The following is an 18,975-nucleotide window of genomic DNA, read 5'->3' on the forward strand; positions in this document are numbered from 1 at the left end:
TTTTAAAGAGAAACAACATCAAAATTAGTATGACAGAAGAAAATCATTGCTACGAAAACGCTATTGCTGAACGTGTAAACGGCATCCTAAAAGACGAGTTTTATCTTGACCAGACCTTTGATAGCATACAACACGCCAAAAGAGCAACAAAAAGTGCAATCAATCTATACAACCAAATTAGATTACATGTATCTTTAGACTATAAAACACCAAATATGGTATATTTAAAAACAGCGTAAATCAATTTTTAACCTGTAGCCATATTTCAGGACTAGACAAATAATCAACCACTAACCATAATGAGCGTATCAAATTTATTCAATCGCCCTAAACAAAATTTTAAAGTAATTGATGGAATTCGCGCAATTGCGATTCTTTGGGTAATTATATTTCATTCATGGCTTTTTCAACTCAACTTATTTTTAGAAACTAGTCAAGAAGTTGTAAAAAATAAGTTTTTAATCTGGATTTCAAGAGGAGATTTGGGAGTAGATTTATTCTTTGTGATTAGTGGTTTCCTAATTGGATCTATACTGTTTAAAGAATATAAAAAGAATTCTAAACTAAATTTTAAAAAGTTTTATATAAGACGTTTCTTCAGGCTTATACCAGTTTACATTTTTGCTATGGTTATTGGCGTATATTTCCTAAAAGGGACTGTCCTTGATACGTGGCACTTATCTTGGGCGAATTTATTGTATATAAATAATTACATTACAGGTTCATATATGCCATGGACTTGGTCTTTAGCTATTGAGGAACAATTCTATATAATTATTCCATTTTTGATTGCCTTTATTTTTCCTCTATTCAAAAGAAAAACATTGTTTTTTATAATTCTAGCTATAATACCGATTGTATTAAAATATCATAATTCCGTTATTGTTCATGATTTTAAAATTCCTTTCGAAGGTGCATTTATCGATGATGCACATCTTACTTGGTTCTGGGATTATTATGTTTATACTCATTTGCGATATGGAGGATTACTATCTGGTGTAATTGCATCCTATCTTTATGTGTTTAAGAGTGATAATGTTATTAATTATTTTAATGAATACGTAAAGTTTAATAATGTACTAATCGTTATTTCATTTGTGCTTCTCATTTTAATATCAAGTATTACTTTAGGACAATGGACAATTACAGAAAATTCTATTTTTGAAAACTTCCCTCCAGTAGTTGGAAGTTGGTATGAAATATTACATCGAGAAATATTTTGTTATATAATAGCTTATTTGATTCTTACATCTCTATTTTTTAAAGGTTTTGCCATTAAACCTTTAAAATCATTTTTATCTCTTAAAATATTTTATCCAATTGCTCAAGTTTCATATTCAGCTTATTTATTTCATGAGATGTTTATGTTTTGGTACTTCCCAAAAGCTGCATCATATTTTAAAGAAATGGCAATGTCAGAATCTACTATAATAGTTATAAATGGATTTGTTTCGATGATTGTAATTTTGCTTGTGGCGGCTCTCATGTATTTAATCATTGAACAACCTTTTCAAAGATTAAGAAATAAACTTACAGTAAATACATAACAATGTAATTCTACGCCTAATTATTATCGTAAAAACGTAAAAAAACGAAGTACAGCAATTTGTATATAAACTGAAAGATATTCACAAATTTACCCATTATAAAACAAATAGAATTGAACGGAATAACCTCAACTTAAGGACACATTTAAAACGATTAAGCAGGAAAACAATTTGTTATACAAAATCTTTAAAATATTTAGAAGCAACCTTAAAACTCTACTTTTGGGGAGACCAATTAGATTTTAAATATTAAGATGATTCAACATACCCCAGAATAACAATCTAAATAAAGACTTCATAATGACATCGCCAGACGAGAAAAAGAGAGGTCAAATCAGTATACGCTGAATCTTTTGTTTGGGAGCCAAAGTTTTGAATGTCAATCATAATCAACCGTTTCCATTTAACCACAAATCTTCAAACAATTTAATCGTTTGGTTCGAGAATAAGTCAATGTGGTGTACTTGATTAAACCACAATTAGTTAATTTACCGTGTTTTACAGTTTTTTATTTTGTTTTTTTGCCGAATTTTTTCCGAAAAACATATCGTTATTCTTAATTAATTTTCGAAACAAAAAACCGCAACAATTTAATGCTACGGTTTGTTTAACTACGCCTTTGATGACCAATAAGCATCATTGTTAGGATTTAATTGATTTGCATGATTGTCAAGTTCTTCCTGACTGTACTCATAATTTTTGTCTAATGCCATCGATTATTGAAGCGTGATTAAGCTCATCGGAAATAACTGCATCTTTAGCAGAAAGTAAAGGCTCAAAAAGACGCCATTGGCATCGAAGGCCGCCGCATATAAGATACAATCTTCCATTCCAAGAAATTTGGCAGTTCTCCTCTCGAACTCTTTGTGAATATCTTGTGTTCCACAAATAAAATGAACTGAAGACAAGCCGAATCTATGGGACTTAATGCTTTTCAATCCCAGCTTCCAATACTGTAGGATGGGCCGCTAATCCCATATAATTATTAGCAAAAAAATTTAAAACTTCCCCTGTGAGTTGGTGTTAATTAAAGCCCCTTGTTTGGATGTAATTATTCTCTCATTTTTATAAAGTCCATTGGACTTCATTGTTTCAATATCATTAATCAAAGCATTCTTTATTTCTCCGTACATATCCTTTCTCATTTAGTTGTTAATAATTGCTTTTTTAGATTCGCTATCATATCTTTTGTCATCCTGTTCAAGTCGAATTCAGGCTGCCAATCCCAATCCTGCACGGCTTTACTGTCATCAATACTTACAGGCCACGTATTGGCAATTTCCTGTCTGAAGTCAGGTTTGTAATTAACCTGAAAATATGGATAGCTTTTTCTTATGGACATAACTAAATCTTTTGGACTAAAACTCATACCAGCCAAATTATACGAAGTCCTAATTGAAATTTGTTGAGAGGGAGCTTCCATAAGTTCAATCGTGGCCCTAACAGCATCATCAATATATATCATGGGTAACATAGTGAATGGCTCCAAAAAGCATTCAAAATTTTCATTTCTTACCGCTTTATGATAAATTTCAACAGCATAATCGGTAGTGCCACCTCCTGGAAGCGATTGGTGACCAATTATACCAGGATAACGCAATGACCGAACATCAATACCATATTTTTGAAAGTAATAATTAGCCAAGTTTTCTCCTGCTACTTTTGTCACTCCATACATGGTAGAAGGACTTAAATTTGAATTTTGAGGCGTGTTAATCCTTAAAATATTATTTCCAAAAACAGCAATAGAACTAGGGAAAAATACTTTTTTCACATTATTGAGTCGAGAAACCTCCAAGACATTGGTTAAAGTTTTAATATTTATATCCCAAGTTTTAATTGGATCTTTCTCTCCTTTAGCCGAGAGAATGGCTGCAAGATGATAGATTTGAGATACTTTATAATCAACCACCATTTGTTTCAGGGCTATCAAATCGGTCACATCCAAGAACTCGAAATGGCCTTCCAAGCTAGAATGGAAATTTATGTCTGTAGCGATAATATTTTTAATTCCATACTTAAATTGAAGAGCCTTGGTTAAAACGAACCCCAATTGTCCACTTGCTCCTGTAATTAGTATTTTTTTTCTTTTCATAGCATCGAAAATCAAGAAGTGTAAATTTACATATAAATTAACTATTAAGGGTTTTTTGCCTTTTAATCAAAATTAAATAAGTTAATTAAACTTTTATTTTTATATTATGAAGAAATATTTACTTTTATAAAACGTATTTGTTTTGTTTTATAGTAAATTTATCTTCAAATGGAAACTTTAGATTCAGTTGACATGGACATACTTAGAATTCTCCAAAAGGATTCCAAGAAAACCACAAAAGAAATAGCCAAGGAATTGCACCTAACGACTTCACCAGTTTACGAGCGCATTAGAAGATTAGAAAATAAGGGATACATAAAAAAGTATGTTGCGATACTTGATAAGAAGCTTTTGCGAAAACCTATTACGGCCATCTGCATGGTTTCATTAAGGTATCACAATGAGGGATTTATAGATAAATTCGATAGACAAATTAAAGAGCTCAAGGAAGTCCAAGAATGCTACCACATGGCAGGAAAGGTAGATTTTTTCCTAAAAATTAATTTAGAAAGTCTCGATGCGTATCATGAATTTGTACGTTCTAAATTATCAAAGATTGAAAATATAGGTGTGCTTGAAAGTTATTTTGTTCTCAAGGAAATTTTTCAAACTACAGAGTTTGATTTTTAATTTTAAGTTCTACTCTTACCACATTATTTAATTATTACTCTACCAATTTTTTATTAAATAGTTTTAATCTTATTAACTATTTTGACATTTAAATTTGTTATTAGTTTGATGTTTAATCTATCTTATCATAATCCTAATATTTGATTTCTTCGTTAATTTCTTCAAACTTAAATAAGGGTATTTTAAACTCTGCACGTATTAAATAAAAATATCAAACTAAAATCATCTCAACTTTTATTAAAACCTCTAACAATAAGATTATGAAAAAATCAACCTTTTTTATCTACACATTATTCTGCATAAGCTTATTTACATTGTCATGTACTGAAAGTGATGACGTCGATAATGCTGAAGTTTCTGAACTACCATGGCAGGCAAACACACGTTTGGCAGTTATGCCACAAGAAGACCAGGAAACTTTTATATGGTATACAGATTTGTTAACTAATGAAGAATACTGGGGTAATCAAACGGTAGTTTTAGATTTATCAATTATATCGCCCCTGCCAGCTAGTAGTTTTAGTGCTATAGACTTTTATGTTGTGGCAGAGGAGGAAGACGGATATAATTATAATGCGCCATTTGATACTTCAGGAAAAAAAATAACAACAAAGCAGGTGCCAGAATCGGGAGAATTAACTTTGGAGTTAGACGCAAATGATGTCTATGCTTTATTTCAAAATGACTTTGAGAACAATCGAACAGAACAATTGGCTCGTGAAGGTGATATTTTCCTAATATATTGGGTTATTAAATTAGATGATGGAAGCGTATTTGATAGTAGAGAATCATTCAAGGAAGGAAGTCGATATGGCATGAAAGTAAGAGTAGAAGATTATGCGCCACCAGTATGGGAGGGCACATTTAATTTTGAATGGATTGAAGTTAGTGGCGGTGCTCAAAGTTGGGGTGGTGTTTTCGTTGGGAAAACAGGAAATGTAAACATTACTCACTTAGGTAATCAGGTTTACAGTATGGACAATTTGTTATGGGACTATAAGTATGGAACAGCTGGGAAAATATATTTTGATTTCTTGACAGGTGAAACCTATGTTGAAGGCAATGCATCAGAACATTGGACTATCTCTAATATAGATGGAGACTCCATGGACATTGAGTTTTGGTATACTTATTCCGATGCCTATGACGAAACTGGTACGATAAGATTTACACGGACTGATGGTGCTAATTGGCCTGAAAATATATTTTCCAGAGAGAGATAAATTTCATTAAATAAGTTAAAAAAACTCCTAAAACTCTATGTTTAGGAGTTTTTTATTTAAACTTTTTCGTCGGGCAAATCCTAGTATCAATACAATCAAAATAGATTATTGGTTTAGACGCTACAATTCTATTTGAAGGCTTGTCATGGTCAAATATTACTACAAATTAAATATTCTAATTATGTGTCAATTCAATTGTAAAAAACATTTTAAATATTATTTTATTCTATTACTCCTATTAACCAATTGCGTTCTGTTAGAAGCACAAGATACTATTAAAACTATTACTCCAGAAGACTATGGTAAATGGGAAAGATTAAGCAGGCCTATCATATCTAATGATGGCAAATGGCTAACCTATGGGATTGTCACTAACGAAAAAGACAAAACGACTTTTCTTTATAACATTTCACAAAAAAAACAGCGTCAATTTAATAATTCATCCAATGCTGAATTTAGTGAGAATAATAATTGGTTTTATTATACTCATGTTCCACCAGGAAAAGAGCTGAAAAAGAAAAAGAAAAATAAAGAGGAAAATAAGACGCCCAATAAGGCTACACTAATTAACCTTCTAACGAAAGACTCAATATTACTAGAAGATTACGAAAGCTTCAAATTTAGTAGTTCAGGTAACTATCTTGCAGTAAAAAGGGTTAAGGACAAAATTCATACGTTAATTCTAAAAGATATAATTTCCAAAAAGAATATTACCTTGGGAAATGTAAAGGAATTCTCATGGCACCCTGAAAAAGATTTATTGGCATTAAATATAGAAACAGTAGATAAAAAAGGGAATAGCCTTCAATTATTCAATACAATTAACAATACTTTACAGGTTTTAGATCAAAATGAAGTGGATTATTCCAATTTAAAATGGTTTGAAGAAAATAATAGTTTATTGGTTTTAAGAAAGGCGGAGAATGAAGACTATGAGGACCACACTATAGATTTTTTGATTTGGAATAATCTAGATCAAAAGAATACCCGATTCCACATTTTTAATCAAAACAATTTTTCAAATTTTCCTTCAGACGCAAGAATACTTGAACAAAACATTCAACTAACGGATAATGGAAATAAACTTTATTTTGAAATATTTAATAGGAACAAGAAAATAACACAAGAGAAACTTAAAGAAAGTGATTCTACAGTAATTGATACTTCCAATTACGAAGCTCCTGCCCTTGAGATATGGAATAGTAAGGATGTCGTTATCATACCCGCCCAGAAGAAAAGCAAAATGAAGGATATTGAAATCCCAAAAAAAGCTGTTTGGCATATTGATGAGAATACTTTCATCCAATTAAATGATTCTATTTTAGAAAGCATAAATATTCAAGAGAACAATAAGATTATTCTAGGGCTAGATGATACGCCATACGATTTTGACGCCATGTTTGGTAGACCCTCCCACGATGTCTATATAGTGAATACTGATAATGGTAATAAAACTAAAGTTTTGGAAAACATTTCAAAGACTTGGGATGTAAGTCCAAACAATCAATTTTTTGTTTATCTAAATGAAGACCAACTTCATTTATTTGATATAAAGCCTAAGACCAGCAAGAATTTAACCCATAACATCAATGCTAATTTTATAGATTTTAACGACGATCATCCCTTACCTCAAAAAAATGCTTTTGGTTTTGCGGGATGGAGCAAGGATAGTAAGTCATTTTTTATTTATTCAGAATTTGATGTTTGGCAATTTTTTGTAAACGATTTAGAAGCAAGAAAACTAACAGACGGAAATTCAAAAAACATTATTTATAGAATACAAAGTCTAGAAAGGGATGAGGATTATATAAACACAAAAGAGCCATTATATTATAGTTTGTTTGGAAAAGACTCTAAACAAACTGGATATGCCTCTGGTTACATTGGGAAACCAGTAAATACTTTAATATTAGAAGATGCCTCTATTAGCAGATTGAGCAGAGCAAAAAACGAAGACAAACTAATATTTGTTAAGCAATCATTCGAACAATCACCAAACCTTTTTTTAGCTGGCAAACAATTGAATAACCCATTGCAAATCAGTAATACCAACAAATTTCAAAAAGACTATGCATGGGGAAAGGCTGAATTAATTTCTTTTAAAAATGCTCTGGGCCATGAAGCTCAAGGAATACTCTATTATCCGGCTAATTATGTTAAAGGCAAGAAATATCCCATGATTACTTACATTTATGAGAAACTATCTAGAGGTTTGCATAGATATTCTATGCCATCCAAAACAGATTACTACAATACTACTATTTGGACACAGAATGGATATTTTGTACTTCACCCCGATATCGATTTTATAACAGGACAGCCTGGGACTTCATCCACCACAACCTTAGAAAACGCAGTGCAATCAGTTATAAATTTAGGTTATGTAGACTCCAACAAAGTAGGCTTAATAGGGCATTCGTGGGGTGGTTATCAAGCTGGCTTTGTGCCTACACAAACCAATATTTTTGCAGCAAGCGTAGCAGGAGCAGGTCTAACGAATTTAATTAGTATGAATCTTGCTATTACGCCTGCCTTTGGCGGAAGACCAGAGAATGATCATTTTGAGGTAGGTCAGGAACGCATGGGTACACCTCCTCATATTTCTCCCAATAATTACATAGAAAATTCATCAGTAATGCAAATAGATAAGCTGGAAACTCCTATATTGTTTGAAGTTGGTGATAATGATGAGAATGTAAATTGGGCTCAAGGAATAGAATATTATAACGCGGCTAGGAGGGCTAATAGAGAATTTATACTATTGGTATATGCCAACGAAGGTCATGGATTAAGGGAAGATAAAAATGCTACCGATTATCAACAGCGTATCTTGCAATGGTTTGGACATTTCTTAAAAGGTGATAAAGCAGAAGATTGGATTATTGAAAGCATCCCTTATACTGAACAGCAAAGAAGATTAAAAAATAACAAACTTTAGTTTAGTAAGTGCACTGGAATAATCACCCACTGGAAAAAAGTATTATTATGAAAACAAAATTATACTAAAGAAGTACAAATCTGATATTATTAATTTTTATAATTTCAGTAATGAGTCATTCTTCTTTCAAGAAGAATGATCAAATATTACCAGAATTAAAAGACTTTAAAATAATCGTTCAAAAAACTGATTACGGAATTAAATTGGAAAGTGTTAAAGGATGCGCATAGATGGATTTGGAATTTAAGTATTTAGAACCTCCAACCACAGGTAATCGAAGAATACGGAATGACAGAATCGGATAAGGGCTCAGCGGCAAAGGATTCTAATCTTGCGGATTTTCTGATTATATTAACCAAGACAAAAAGTGGAATTATCCTTAATGGAATCGAAGGAACAAGATGGACTGATTTGACTTTCTCGATCAATAAAACTAGAAGACAGGCAATTGACCAATTTGGAATGTCAAAATTGAACTAAAAAACTAATGATAAGGTGTATATAAACCTTTAGCTGTTACGGCTAAATATTCACTATTAATAAGTTGATTTATTTAATTTAGCACTTTTAAAAATCAAATTTTTGGCTTTAGGAATAAGGTTTATTAACATTAGAAAAACATTAGAATTTTTAACTTTTTCTCTTATGATTGAGAAGGCTTTTCCCATTTGAACCTCTACAGTTTTTACCGAAATACTTAATGTCTCAGCAATATCGACATATTTAATGCCTTCCATTTTACTCATTTTAAAGATTTCTTTACATCTGGGGGGCAAACTTTCTATAGCCAACATCATTTGTTCGATCCTGGCTTCTTTTACATCTTCGTTATCAGTGCTTAATTCCAACGATTTTTTATAAGCCAGAGTATCCAACATTTTAAACTCTGTTTTGCTCTTTCTGTGAATATCAACAAATGCATTATAAGAAATCTTGTATAATAAACCGATTACTGATTTTCCAGCCTTTAGACTTTTTCTGCCATCCCATAATTTAATGAAACTATCTTGAAGTATATCTAATGTGGTATCATGATCATGGGTATAACTGTTTATGTAATTAAATAGTTTATCATAAAACAAATCATAAAATTCTTTAAAGGCATCCTTATCGCCTTCCTTTAATCTTTGCTCTATGTTTTTTATGATTTCCTTATTTAATTCCATAATTAAAAATCAGATATTGCCGTAAATCTAAAAAAAAGTATTTTTAGATAAGGGTATTAATTAAAATCTCCGTATTAAATATAAGAATAAGAAAATGACAAAGTCTACAATAGAAATATTAATTGCTAAATATTGCGCGCGAGAGCTCAATGCCTCTGAAGCCCATCAACTTCAGCAATGGATTGAAGAAAGCAAAAGTAATCGCAATATATTTAAGGAATATTTACATATAAATCAAACTGTAGAGCAATCTAAAAAAATCAATCTGATTGAAAAAGAATTGCTTTGGAGGAAGATTCGAGCCAAAACAACCAAACGCAAATTGAGTAATCCGAGATGGCAATTTGCTGCTGCGGCCATTTTGTTGCTTTTAATTGGCCTCCCAGTAATAATAAATAATTCTAGTCTCTTCAATTCTCCAGCTAATAATAATGATCGCATAAGAAACTCTATTGAAATTGGCACCGATAAAGCCAAGCTTACCTTAGAAGATGGAACAGAAGTTGTTCTTAATAAAGGTGAAAGTTTAAATGGTATTAATTTTGCGAGTACGGGAGAAGAATTGACTTATAAAAAAGATGCCGAAAACTCCTCTTCTAAAACGGAATTTAATTATTTGACCATTCCACGCGGTGGGCAATTTGTGCTAAATCTTAGTGATGGTACGAAGGTGTGGTTAAATTCTGAATCTCAATTAAAATACCCTACATCGTTTGCCAATAATGCTCCACGCCAAGTAGAACTTTTGTACGGGGAAGCCTATTTTGACGTCTCACCAAGCAGTGATAATAATGGGTTAAGTTTTAAAGTATTAAACCCATTGCAAAGCATTGAAGTTATAGGAACTGAATTTAACGTTCGTGCATACAAGGATGAGAATGAGGTTTATACAACTTTGGTTGAGGGTAAGGTTTTAGTGGAAAATGAAAACCATAAAGCTATATTAAACCCTAATGACCAGTCTATTATACATCTGGATTCAAACGAGAAAGCTATTAACGTAATTGAGGTAGATATTAATTCGGAAATCGCCTGGATGAAAGGTTTCTTTTCCTTCAAACATAAATCGCTTAAAGACATATCGAAAACCCTTATGAGATGGTATGATGTAGCTATTACATTTGAGAATAAAGATCTCGAAACAGTAAAGTTTAAGGGAAACCTAAGCAAATATCAGGATATAGAAGAAATCCTAAGATTGATAAAAAGCACCAACTATATAAATGATTATATAATTAAAGAAAACTCAATTATAATTAAGTAAAGGGAAAAAGATAGACCGTCCAAAGTGTTTCTTACTTCCCTTTATTCTAAACAGTTATTATTTAAATATTAACCATCTAATACTATGCAAATTTATGAAAATTAACTCAACTAACGTTTTTTCTAGACTAAGAAAAAACTTCCTAAAGATCATGATGAGAACACTAATATTTCTAAGTTGTACTACCTTTTTTGGTCTCTCGTTCAACGATGTAGTCTCACAAAATTTAAAAATTAGAATTAATGAAGCAAAGCAAGCTACTGTAGATGAAGTATTCGATCTTATAATGGCACAGACCGATTACACGTTTATCTATCAAGTTGACATGTTTAAAGATGCTCCTAAGGTTCAATTATACAAAGGTGTTGTAAGAGTAAACAATTTACTCGCGCAGAGTCTAACGCTAGGTGATTATAATTTTGATGTAACGAATACAAATACTATTGTTATAAGGAAAAACACCTCTTCAATAAATACGCAGCAATTCTCTGTTAGTGGTACAATCGTAGACAGATATGGTATTCCTCTGCCAGGTTTAAGCGTTTATATTACAGATGACCTTACTACTGAAAATGTTAATATTATTAGAGGCACCACGACTGATTTTGATGGTAAATATACCTTGACAGTGAATCCAGGTCAATTCATTGTGGTTTCTGGAATCGGTTATGAAACTACTCAAACTTTGGTTCTTGAGAATAAAACTAGTTACGATTTTATATTAAAAGAAAGTATTAATGAACTAGATGAAGTAGTGGTAAGCACAGGTTACCAAAAGATTCCCAAAGAGCGTGCAACAGGTTTATTTAATACTATCCCAACGAGAGAATTAAACAATACCGTTACGCAAACAATGGGTTCTATTTTGCAAGGAATAGCACCCGGTATTCAAGTTGTGGAAGATGCTGATGGGAATATTGATATCTCTGATGTTGTAATAAGGGGAGTAGGAACCATATCATCTGATAGCGCTCCTTTAGTGGTAGTGGATGGATTTCCCATAGATGGTGGGTTTGATACCATTAACCCAAATGACATTGCAAGCATTACGATTTTAAAAGATGCGGCATCTGCCTCTATTTGGGGAGCAAGAGCGGGCAATGGTGTAATAGTTATTGTAACGAAAAAAGGCCAGCGAAAAGGTCTGAATGTAGAGGTAAGTTCTTTTATAAAAATGAGATCTAAAATAAATTTAGACAGAAATGTAACTAGGGCTAACTCAGCGACAACCTTAGCATTGGAAAGTACTATTTGGGGTGATCCAGATGGACAGGGAGCTAACAATTTCTTTATAGCCAATTATCCAGCACCTTCTACACTATTTGATCGTGCCAATGTAAATAGAAGTGGTAATACTAGCTATAGTTTAGGTGCCAGGGCATATTTTGATGCCCATTTTGGTAATATAACCCAAGCTGAGTTAGCAAGAAGAATAGACTATCTTTCAGGTATTAATAGCTTTGATGATGCAGAACGCTATTTGCTAACCAATCCTATAAACAAACAATATAATATTGCTTTATCATCTAAAGGCGAAAATAGCCATACTAGACTTTCTGCTGTTTATAATGACAATACTAATGCCTTTATTGGGGATGAAAACAATCAGTTATTGATTAATCTAAATGCAGATTATGAATTCAATAACTGGTTAAGTGGAACAGTAGTTGGTATGGTGGACAACTCATTTGCTCAGAATAGAGGATTGTCATTAGGGGATATACAGAATATGTCACCTTACGAAAACCTTATTAATGCTGATGGATCTTATTCCTCTATGAGACATGGCACCTACGATGCCAAATACATGGAATTTTTTGCAAATACCATTACTAATTTGCCTTATGACAACCTAAATTATAATCTATTAAGGGATGCAAGAAATAATAATTTTAGGTCGAAAGAGAATAATTATAGAATTACTGGAAGTCTAAATATAAAACTTTTAGATGGCTTAGAGCTTATCCCTAGTGTTACATATCAACAATTCCAAACAAATACAAATAGCTATTGGGGCACAGAAAGTTCATTCGTCAAATATTTAGTTATGAATAGTACAGGACAACCTAATTACGATCCTACAAATGCCATGGTAGGAGAGCCAGAAATTCCTGTAGGCGACATATTTAGGGGCGGGCAAAGTGAATCTTCTGCGCTTACGTATCGTACAACTTTGAATTATAATAAGGTTTTTGGCTTGCATGCTGTAACTGCATTCGCAGGATATGAAAGAGAGAAAAGGACTATTGAAGCAAGTGCTGAACCATATACCTATGGCTTTGATCCTGAGACTTACAGTTACACCGTTCCTTTAAATAGACAAGGCTCTACACCCTTATGGCCTGGATTTGGCGATACTGGTATTATTACAGACGGACGTTTCTTCAATATTAGTCAAAGACGATTTGTGTCCTATTTTGGCAATTTAGCATATACATTTGATAGAAGATATACGCTGTCAGGAAGTGCTCGATCAGATGGAGCCAATTACATTGTTGAAGATAAAACACAACGCTATAACCCTATGTGGTCTGTTGGATTTAGTTGGAATGCCAAAAATGAAAGTTTCTTAAGAGATGTTGACGCCATTAGATCTCTTAAATTTAGAGTAACTAATGGTGAAAATGGGAACATCGTCAACTCAGCATCAACTACAGCTACAATTGGATTAAGTGCTACTCCAAATCCATTCACCAATGTCTTTACCGCGTCTTTAAATTCTCTTGGAAATCCTGATTTAAGATGGGAAAGAGTTCATACTTTCAATGTCGGTGCTGACTTTAACTTGTTTGATAGCGCATTATACGGCAGTATTGATTATTACAACAAAGAAAGTAAAGATTTAATCGCCACCATAGATTTACCAGCTACCTTGGGTGTGTCCTCAGGAACTTTCAATGTTGGAGAGATGATCAACAAAGGAATCGAACTAAATTTATCTTCTAATATTAAAATAGCGAAAGATTTAAATCTAATTACTAATGTTGTTTATAGCCACAATGATAGTGAGGTTACAAGTCTAAAGGATCTTTTAATATTTCCAAGAAGCATTACAGATTTCAATTATATTGAAGGGAATCCATATCAGCCCATTTATGCATTTGAATATGGTGGTTTACAAACTATTGATTCACAGCCTGAGCCTTATCCAACAATAATAGGACAGAATGGCAAAATATACGGTATGGACGAAAATATTGGAGTTAATGGTGAAGATGGTCGTGAGGTTCTTAAATATATGGGAACTAGGGTTGCTCCTACTGTTTTAGGATGGAATAACACAATTACATTTAAGAACTTTACTTTGAACACCCGTATAGTAGGTAAATTTGGTCATAAATTTAGAAGACCAACATATGATTATAGTGGATTCTTACAAGATGGTAATCATCACGAAGATTTAGAGCTTATTCTAGCAGGCAGACATGACGAACTGGGTCTTCCACCATATGTACAAAAATTTGAGCAGTGGCAATACAGATGGGGTTGGTACGTCCCTTATTTGGATAGCTTGGTAGAAGATGCTGGCCACATAAGATTAAGACAAATATTCTTGGGCTACGACCTACCGTCACAGGTCGTTGAAAAGTTAGGTATAACTAACTTTAGATTGTTTGCCTCAGCTGAAAATTTAGGAAATATTTGGACTGCCAACGACTTTAACATTGACCCTGAATATATAAATGGTTTGGTAAGATCACCTGAAAAAACATTCTCTTTTGGTCTAAACGTACAATTTTAAAAAAAATAGATTATGAAAAATATATATTTAGTTATCCTCATATTGTTCTTAGCTAATTGCGCCTCCAACGACGATTTTCTAGACCAAGAACCTGAAATTAACAGTAATATTGAAATTACAAGAATTGATGAATTAGATAAATTATTTAATGGCATGGGAATGCCAGCTATTCCAAATCAAGTGGGCCTATGGTGTACAGACAATAGTAGTATGCCTCAAAGTATCTTGGATGAAAGTACTACTTTTAGTCAGACACAAATAGATCAATATTTGTTTAATACTAAAATCAATAGAGATAGTGATCGAACTTGGGGTCCATTTTTCTTTTACATTTTAAGAGCCAATTTAGTACTTGATTATATTAATTCTGGCGAACTCATAGAAAGTGACGAACCTGGATTAAAGGAATTGCTTATAGCAGAAAGTCATTTCTACAGAGCCTATTACCTCTTTGAGTTAGCTGTAATTTATAATCTTTATCCTAGCGAAGCAAATGCCAATGAATTGGGAATGGTGTTAAGAAAGACATCATCTTTAACTGAAAATCAATCTAGAGCTACACTTCGACAGACTTTTGATTTTATTCTATCGGAACTCGAGATGGCCTTGAAATACCCCTCAGACGAAAAGCGTTCTGTTTACCGAATTAATAAGGCCACAGTTAATGCAGTAGCTTCTCGTATACATCTCTATTTAGGCAATTATGATAAAGCACTTGAACATGCTAACAATGCGCTTGCAGGGCATAGCGCAATGATAGACTATGCAACGGAGGTATATGAACTTGACTATACATTTTGGTATGGAGATTTTGTTTATCCAAATACCGCGGAACAAGTGCCATTCTCAGGTACTTCAATTGCCGATTTTTATGTAGATAAATATTTTTATATAAACTATACTAATGGTAATTGGAATACAAGCCCTAGCCAAGAATTGCTAGATTTATATGATGATAATGACATTAGAAACCTGTTTTTTATAGAAGGCTGGTTTACTAGGTATGGAGCTACAACTAATCCATGGGTTCATTACATGAATTCATATGTGGGTTACAATCCTGCTGGACCTGGAGTGCCAGAAATGTATTTAACTAGAGCAGAATGTAAGGCAAGAAACAATGATATTTCAGGTGCTATGGCAGATGTGGAAATAGTAAGATCTCATAGGTTTCACCTAGATAATTACACCGCATTAGCAATTCCTTCGGATGCAAAAGGTGCTGTTGAGACCATTATTGAAGAGCGCAGAAGGGAAGATCCTTATGAGTATCGTTTTATGGACATTAAACGTTTAAATAACGATCCGCTAACAGATCCTATCATTTTATCTAGATCAGCTAATGGGGAAACGGTTACCATACAACCCGATGATAGGAGATATGCTCGACCAATCGGTGATGAGATTGTTATATTAAGCGGAGGAGCTACACAACAAAACCAATATTAATTTATTAGAATCATAGCAAATCAAATATAAAGAAATATTTGTATTTGGTTTGCTTCGACTCACTTATTTAAAAGATTATTTAAATAAAAAAATGAAAAATCAAGCTAAAAACCTAAGAACTATAATGGCTTATATTCCCTTATTCGCCATGGTTTTCTTGTTACTTATGTGCAAGAATGAGCCAAAAGAAATTGAGGAAGTAGAGCCAACAACCTATTCTATAGAGGGTACAATTAGCGGACTTGGAAATAACTATCTGTATTATAGAGTACCAAACAAGGATTACGATGGATTGGGTTACAATATGGATTCCTTGGCTGTAACTGATGGGAATTTTAAGTTAACGGATTCTATTGAAGGTTATCATTACGTTTCTTTCTATACCCGAATGGATGAGTTAATTAAGAAAACACCAATGGGCTACTATCCTGCAAAATCTGGTTATCTAAATACGATTCTGTATCCTGGTGCCGAAATAAAAGTATCTGGTAAGGTATCTGATTTCATGGAGGCCTATCCAGAAAACAGTGACGATGTAAATAATGAATTAGGGAAATTACACCAAGAGATTTATCCATTGATGAATGAAAGTGTCAATTATCTTGTAAAGTCGACCTATGAAGCAAGTGAAGAGGTTAAAAAAAGCCTTGAGACGAAAGCAGATTCAGTAAGTGCAATTGTAAATGATCTTAAACAAAAGTTTGTTTTAAACAATCCATCATCGGTAGCTGGATTATTTTATTTAAGCGATATGATGATGCGAAGTCAAATTGAGGATGAGACCGCAATAAACGCTTTCAATAATCTTGATAGTTCTTTAGCAGATGTATCATTTTATAAAGACGTATCATACAGGGTTAATGCAATTAACAGCACGAAAGCAGGTGCCTTATCCCCAGCAATTAAAACAACTTCAACGTTAGATGGAAATGAATTTGATTTATCTTCATTTAGAGGTAAGTATGTGATGATAGATTTTTGGGGGATTTGGTGCGGACCGTGTGTTTCAGAGATGCCGAAGGTTAAGGAATATTATGAAAAGTATAACGATAGGTTGGAAATTCTTGGCGTCAATTCTGGTGATAAGAAGCAAAGGATAATTGACTTCATTGAGAGAAATGATTACGACTGGCAACAAATAATGGATGTAAGGGATAGTGAATTAGATAACTTTGTACTTCGCTACAATGTCAGTGCATTTCCAACCAAATTCATTATAGACCCAGAAGGTAAAATTATCAAAAAATATGTAGGTTCTGGTGAAGAAGCCTTTGAGCTTCTCGATGAACTTTTAATATAATATCACCCTAAAATTTTGTTAGAATTGTTTTGAGTTAGTTAGTTTTTAACAAAAAAAGAAGGGTTGTTTGGTTAGCAACCCTTTTTTAATTAAAAAATCATATAAAATGAAAAACTATATTTTAAAAATTGCCATTTTTTTTGTTATCTCACTTTTCTATGAAAGTTTAGAGGCACAACAAAAATCAGATATCAAAGTGCTGTATGTAGGTTTTCAGCCAGAGCGAGACATGCCCAAGAGATTAGGATTTTATGTTACCGGATCTTTGGATAATGAACGTTTTAAAGAAGAATATCCAAAAAGATACTCTGCATTTATTGATTATTTGAATAGCTACTTTAAAGTTGTAAAAGGAGTAGATGCAAGGGATTATGATTCCAGCTTATCTGCAGAATATGATGTTACTATATTTGATCATATCCCAGATCCAAAGACCAATGCAGTTGAAGAAAAAGATGAAAATGGCCAAACAATAGGGTACAAACCTCCTAAATACATAAGCGATGAATTTGACCATGCCACCATTTTTATAGGGCATACCGCTCCTGTCATGTCATCTCCTGTAGGTTCAAAATTAGATTGGTACTGTTTGTGTTTGGATGCTCACGCACATAACATCAATTATGATCACACGATTTTTAATCAGCCTTATGAAGTTGAACTAACAATTAAAAATAAACCTATACCTAGTGGTGCGCTTCATTATCTATCGGGTAAAAACCTACCTGACTCTATACCCATGTGGCAAGTGCAAACAGAGGGCTATCTAGAAGGTAAAGGTTATAGAATAGGGCAAGTTTCATCATTTGATGGGTTTTTGGATTCTCCAGAAACTGAATTTATTTCAGGCGGTGTATCCACAAAAGATATAAATGCTGTAGCCATTGGAAGGCATGGTAACTTTTTATTATGGGGTTTTAGTGCTTCTCCCGATTATATGACTGAAGAGGCTAAAAAGGTTTTTGCCAATGCCGTTCACTATATGAGCAAATTTAAAGGCCAAAAGATTATTGCAAAAAAAACGGAACAACTCATTTTCACTCGAAAATATATTGATCAAATAAAATATTATCTTACTGAAGAAGCCTATCAAGAATATATACAGGTAATTAGGGAGTTTCATGACAAAAATGAAGAAGAACGAACCAATGCCATTGCTAAAAAAGAAAGAGGTGAAACTTTAACTTCAGAAGAAGAGCAACTAGTTAACAGGGCGCCTAGGCCGAGGCAACCTGATATTTCGTGGGAAGAATATATAAAAAAATTTATGGGCAATTTCCACGAACAATTTGGTAATGATGTAACAGCATATACTGAATATTTAGACGAAAATATTGAATACATAGGTTTTGAAAAGGACAAGGGATACTATGGGATGGTTGTTGATGAAGATGTAAAATCTTTAAAGGTCTCCACTAGAAAACTTGAGTTGTTAAGTACGTGTATAGATTTATTAAAGAAAGGGGAACAAGATGAATTGGTTACAAAAATTTTGAATCGCTATACCGAAGAGAATTTTGAAACTGCCGATGAATGGCAAAACTGGTTTGATACCAACAAAAACAAACTTTTTTTTACGGAGGCAGGAGGCTACAAATGGCTAGTTAACACATTGTAGGTT

General features: G+C 33.0%; 12 protein-coding genes and 2 pseudogenes. 11 read left to right on the top strand and 3 right to left on the bottom strand.

All coding sequences use genetic code 11. The features are described 5' to 3' along the window. The 3 genes and pseudogenes from FGF67_RS00005 to FGF67_RS00015 form a co-directional block, all read left to right on the top strand. Nucleotides 1-239, top strand: a 239-nt coding sequence (locus tag FGF67_RS00005) for an integrase core domain-containing protein (protein ID WP_139694412.1), incomplete at its 5' end; no start/stop codon positions are given. A gap of 60 nt (nucleotides 240-299) precedes the next feature. Continuing rightward, nucleotides 300-1,547, top strand: a complete 1,248-nt coding sequence (locus FGF67_RS00010; RefSeq protein ID WP_139694413.1) for an acyltransferase family protein — start codon at nucleotides 300-302, stop codon at nucleotides 1,545-1,547. A 79-nt stretch (nucleotides 1,548-1,626) separates the two neighbouring features. Beyond that, nucleotides 1,627-1,800 (top strand): annotated as a pseudogene (locus FGF67_RS00015) (IS1 family transposase); the annotation flags it as partial. Nucleotides 1,801-2,249: 449 nt separating this feature from the next. Here FGF67_RS00015 and FGF67_RS17475 read toward each other — a convergent pair. Beyond that, nucleotides 2,250-2,680, bottom strand: a pseudogene (locus FGF67_RS17475) (aminotransferase class I/II-fold pyridoxal phosphate-dependent enzyme); the annotation flags it as partial. An 8-nt stretch (nucleotides 2,681-2,688) separates the two neighbouring features. Further along, nucleotides 2,689-3,642: an NAD-dependent epimerase/dehydratase family protein gene (locus FGF67_RS00020; protein WP_139694414.1), complete on the bottom strand. Its 954-nt coding sequence runs from the start codon at nucleotides 3,640-3,642 to the stop codon at nucleotides 2,689-2,691. Nucleotides 3,643-3,810: 168 nt separating this feature from the next. Between FGF67_RS00020 and FGF67_RS00025 the strand changes: the two genes are divergently transcribed. From FGF67_RS00025 to FGF67_RS00035, 3 genes are all read left to right on the top strand, one after another. Then, complete coding sequence (locus FGF67_RS00025) at nucleotides 3,811-4,272, top strand: Lrp/AsnC family transcriptional regulator (RefSeq protein WP_139694415.1); 462 nt, start codon at nucleotides 3,811-3,813, stop codon at nucleotides 4,270-4,272. Nucleotides 4,273-4,532: 260 nt separating this feature from the next. Continuing rightward, a complete protein-coding gene (locus FGF67_RS00030; RefSeq protein WP_139694416.1) occupies nucleotides 4,533-5,495 on the top strand; it encodes a hypothetical protein in 963 nt (320 codons plus the stop codon). Nucleotides 5,496-5,676: 181 nt separating this feature from the next. After that, nucleotides 5,677-8,433: an alpha/beta hydrolase family protein gene (locus tag FGF67_RS00035; RefSeq protein ID WP_158293149.1), complete on the top strand. Its 2,757-nt coding sequence runs from the start codon at nucleotides 5,677-5,679 to the stop codon at nucleotides 8,431-8,433. Between the two features lie 536 nt (nucleotides 8,434-8,969). Here FGF67_RS00035 and FGF67_RS00045 read toward each other — a convergent pair. Further along, on the bottom strand, nucleotides 8,970-9,599 hold the full coding sequence (locus tag FGF67_RS00045; RefSeq protein ID WP_139694418.1) for an RNA polymerase sigma factor: 630 nt from the start codon (nucleotides 9,597-9,599) through the stop codon (nucleotides 8,970-8,972). A 94-nt stretch (nucleotides 9,600-9,693) separates the two neighbouring features. Here FGF67_RS00045 and FGF67_RS00050 point away from each other — a divergent pair, with 94 nt between their 5' ends. From FGF67_RS00050 to FGF67_RS00070, 5 genes are all read left to right on the top strand, one after another. Beyond that, nucleotides 9,694-10,863, top strand: a complete 1,170-nt coding sequence (locus FGF67_RS00050; protein WP_139694419.1) for a FecR family protein — start codon at nucleotides 9,694-9,696, stop codon at nucleotides 10,861-10,863. 151 nt (nucleotides 10,864-11,014) lie between these two features. Beyond that, a complete protein-coding gene (locus FGF67_RS00055; RefSeq protein WP_158293150.1) occupies nucleotides 11,015-14,605 on the top strand; it encodes a SusC/RagA family TonB-linked outer membrane protein in 3,591 nt (1,196 codons plus the stop codon). A gap of 12 nt (nucleotides 14,606-14,617) precedes the next feature. Continuing rightward, complete coding sequence (locus tag FGF67_RS00060) at nucleotides 14,618-16,054, top strand: RagB/SusD family nutrient uptake outer membrane protein (protein WP_139694421.1); 1,437 nt, start codon at nucleotides 14,618-14,620, stop codon at nucleotides 16,052-16,054. 91 nt (nucleotides 16,055-16,145) lie between these two features. Continuing rightward, nucleotides 16,146-17,354, top strand: a complete 1,209-nt coding sequence (locus tag FGF67_RS00065) for a TlpA disulfide reductase family protein (protein WP_139694422.1) — start codon at nucleotides 16,146-16,148, stop codon at nucleotides 17,352-17,354. Between the two features lie 106 nt (nucleotides 17,355-17,460). Further along, entirely contained in the window at nucleotides 17,461-18,972 is a 1,512-nt protein-coding gene (locus FGF67_RS00070; protein WP_139694423.1) for a hypothetical protein, read from the top strand. Nucleotides 18,973-18,975 lie beyond the last annotated feature (3 nt).

The organism is Allotamlana fucoidanivorans (assembly GCF_006265225.1).
Lineage (GTDB): Bacteria > Bacteroidota > Bacteroidia > Flavobacteriales > Flavobacteriaceae > Allotamlana > Allotamlana fucoidanivorans.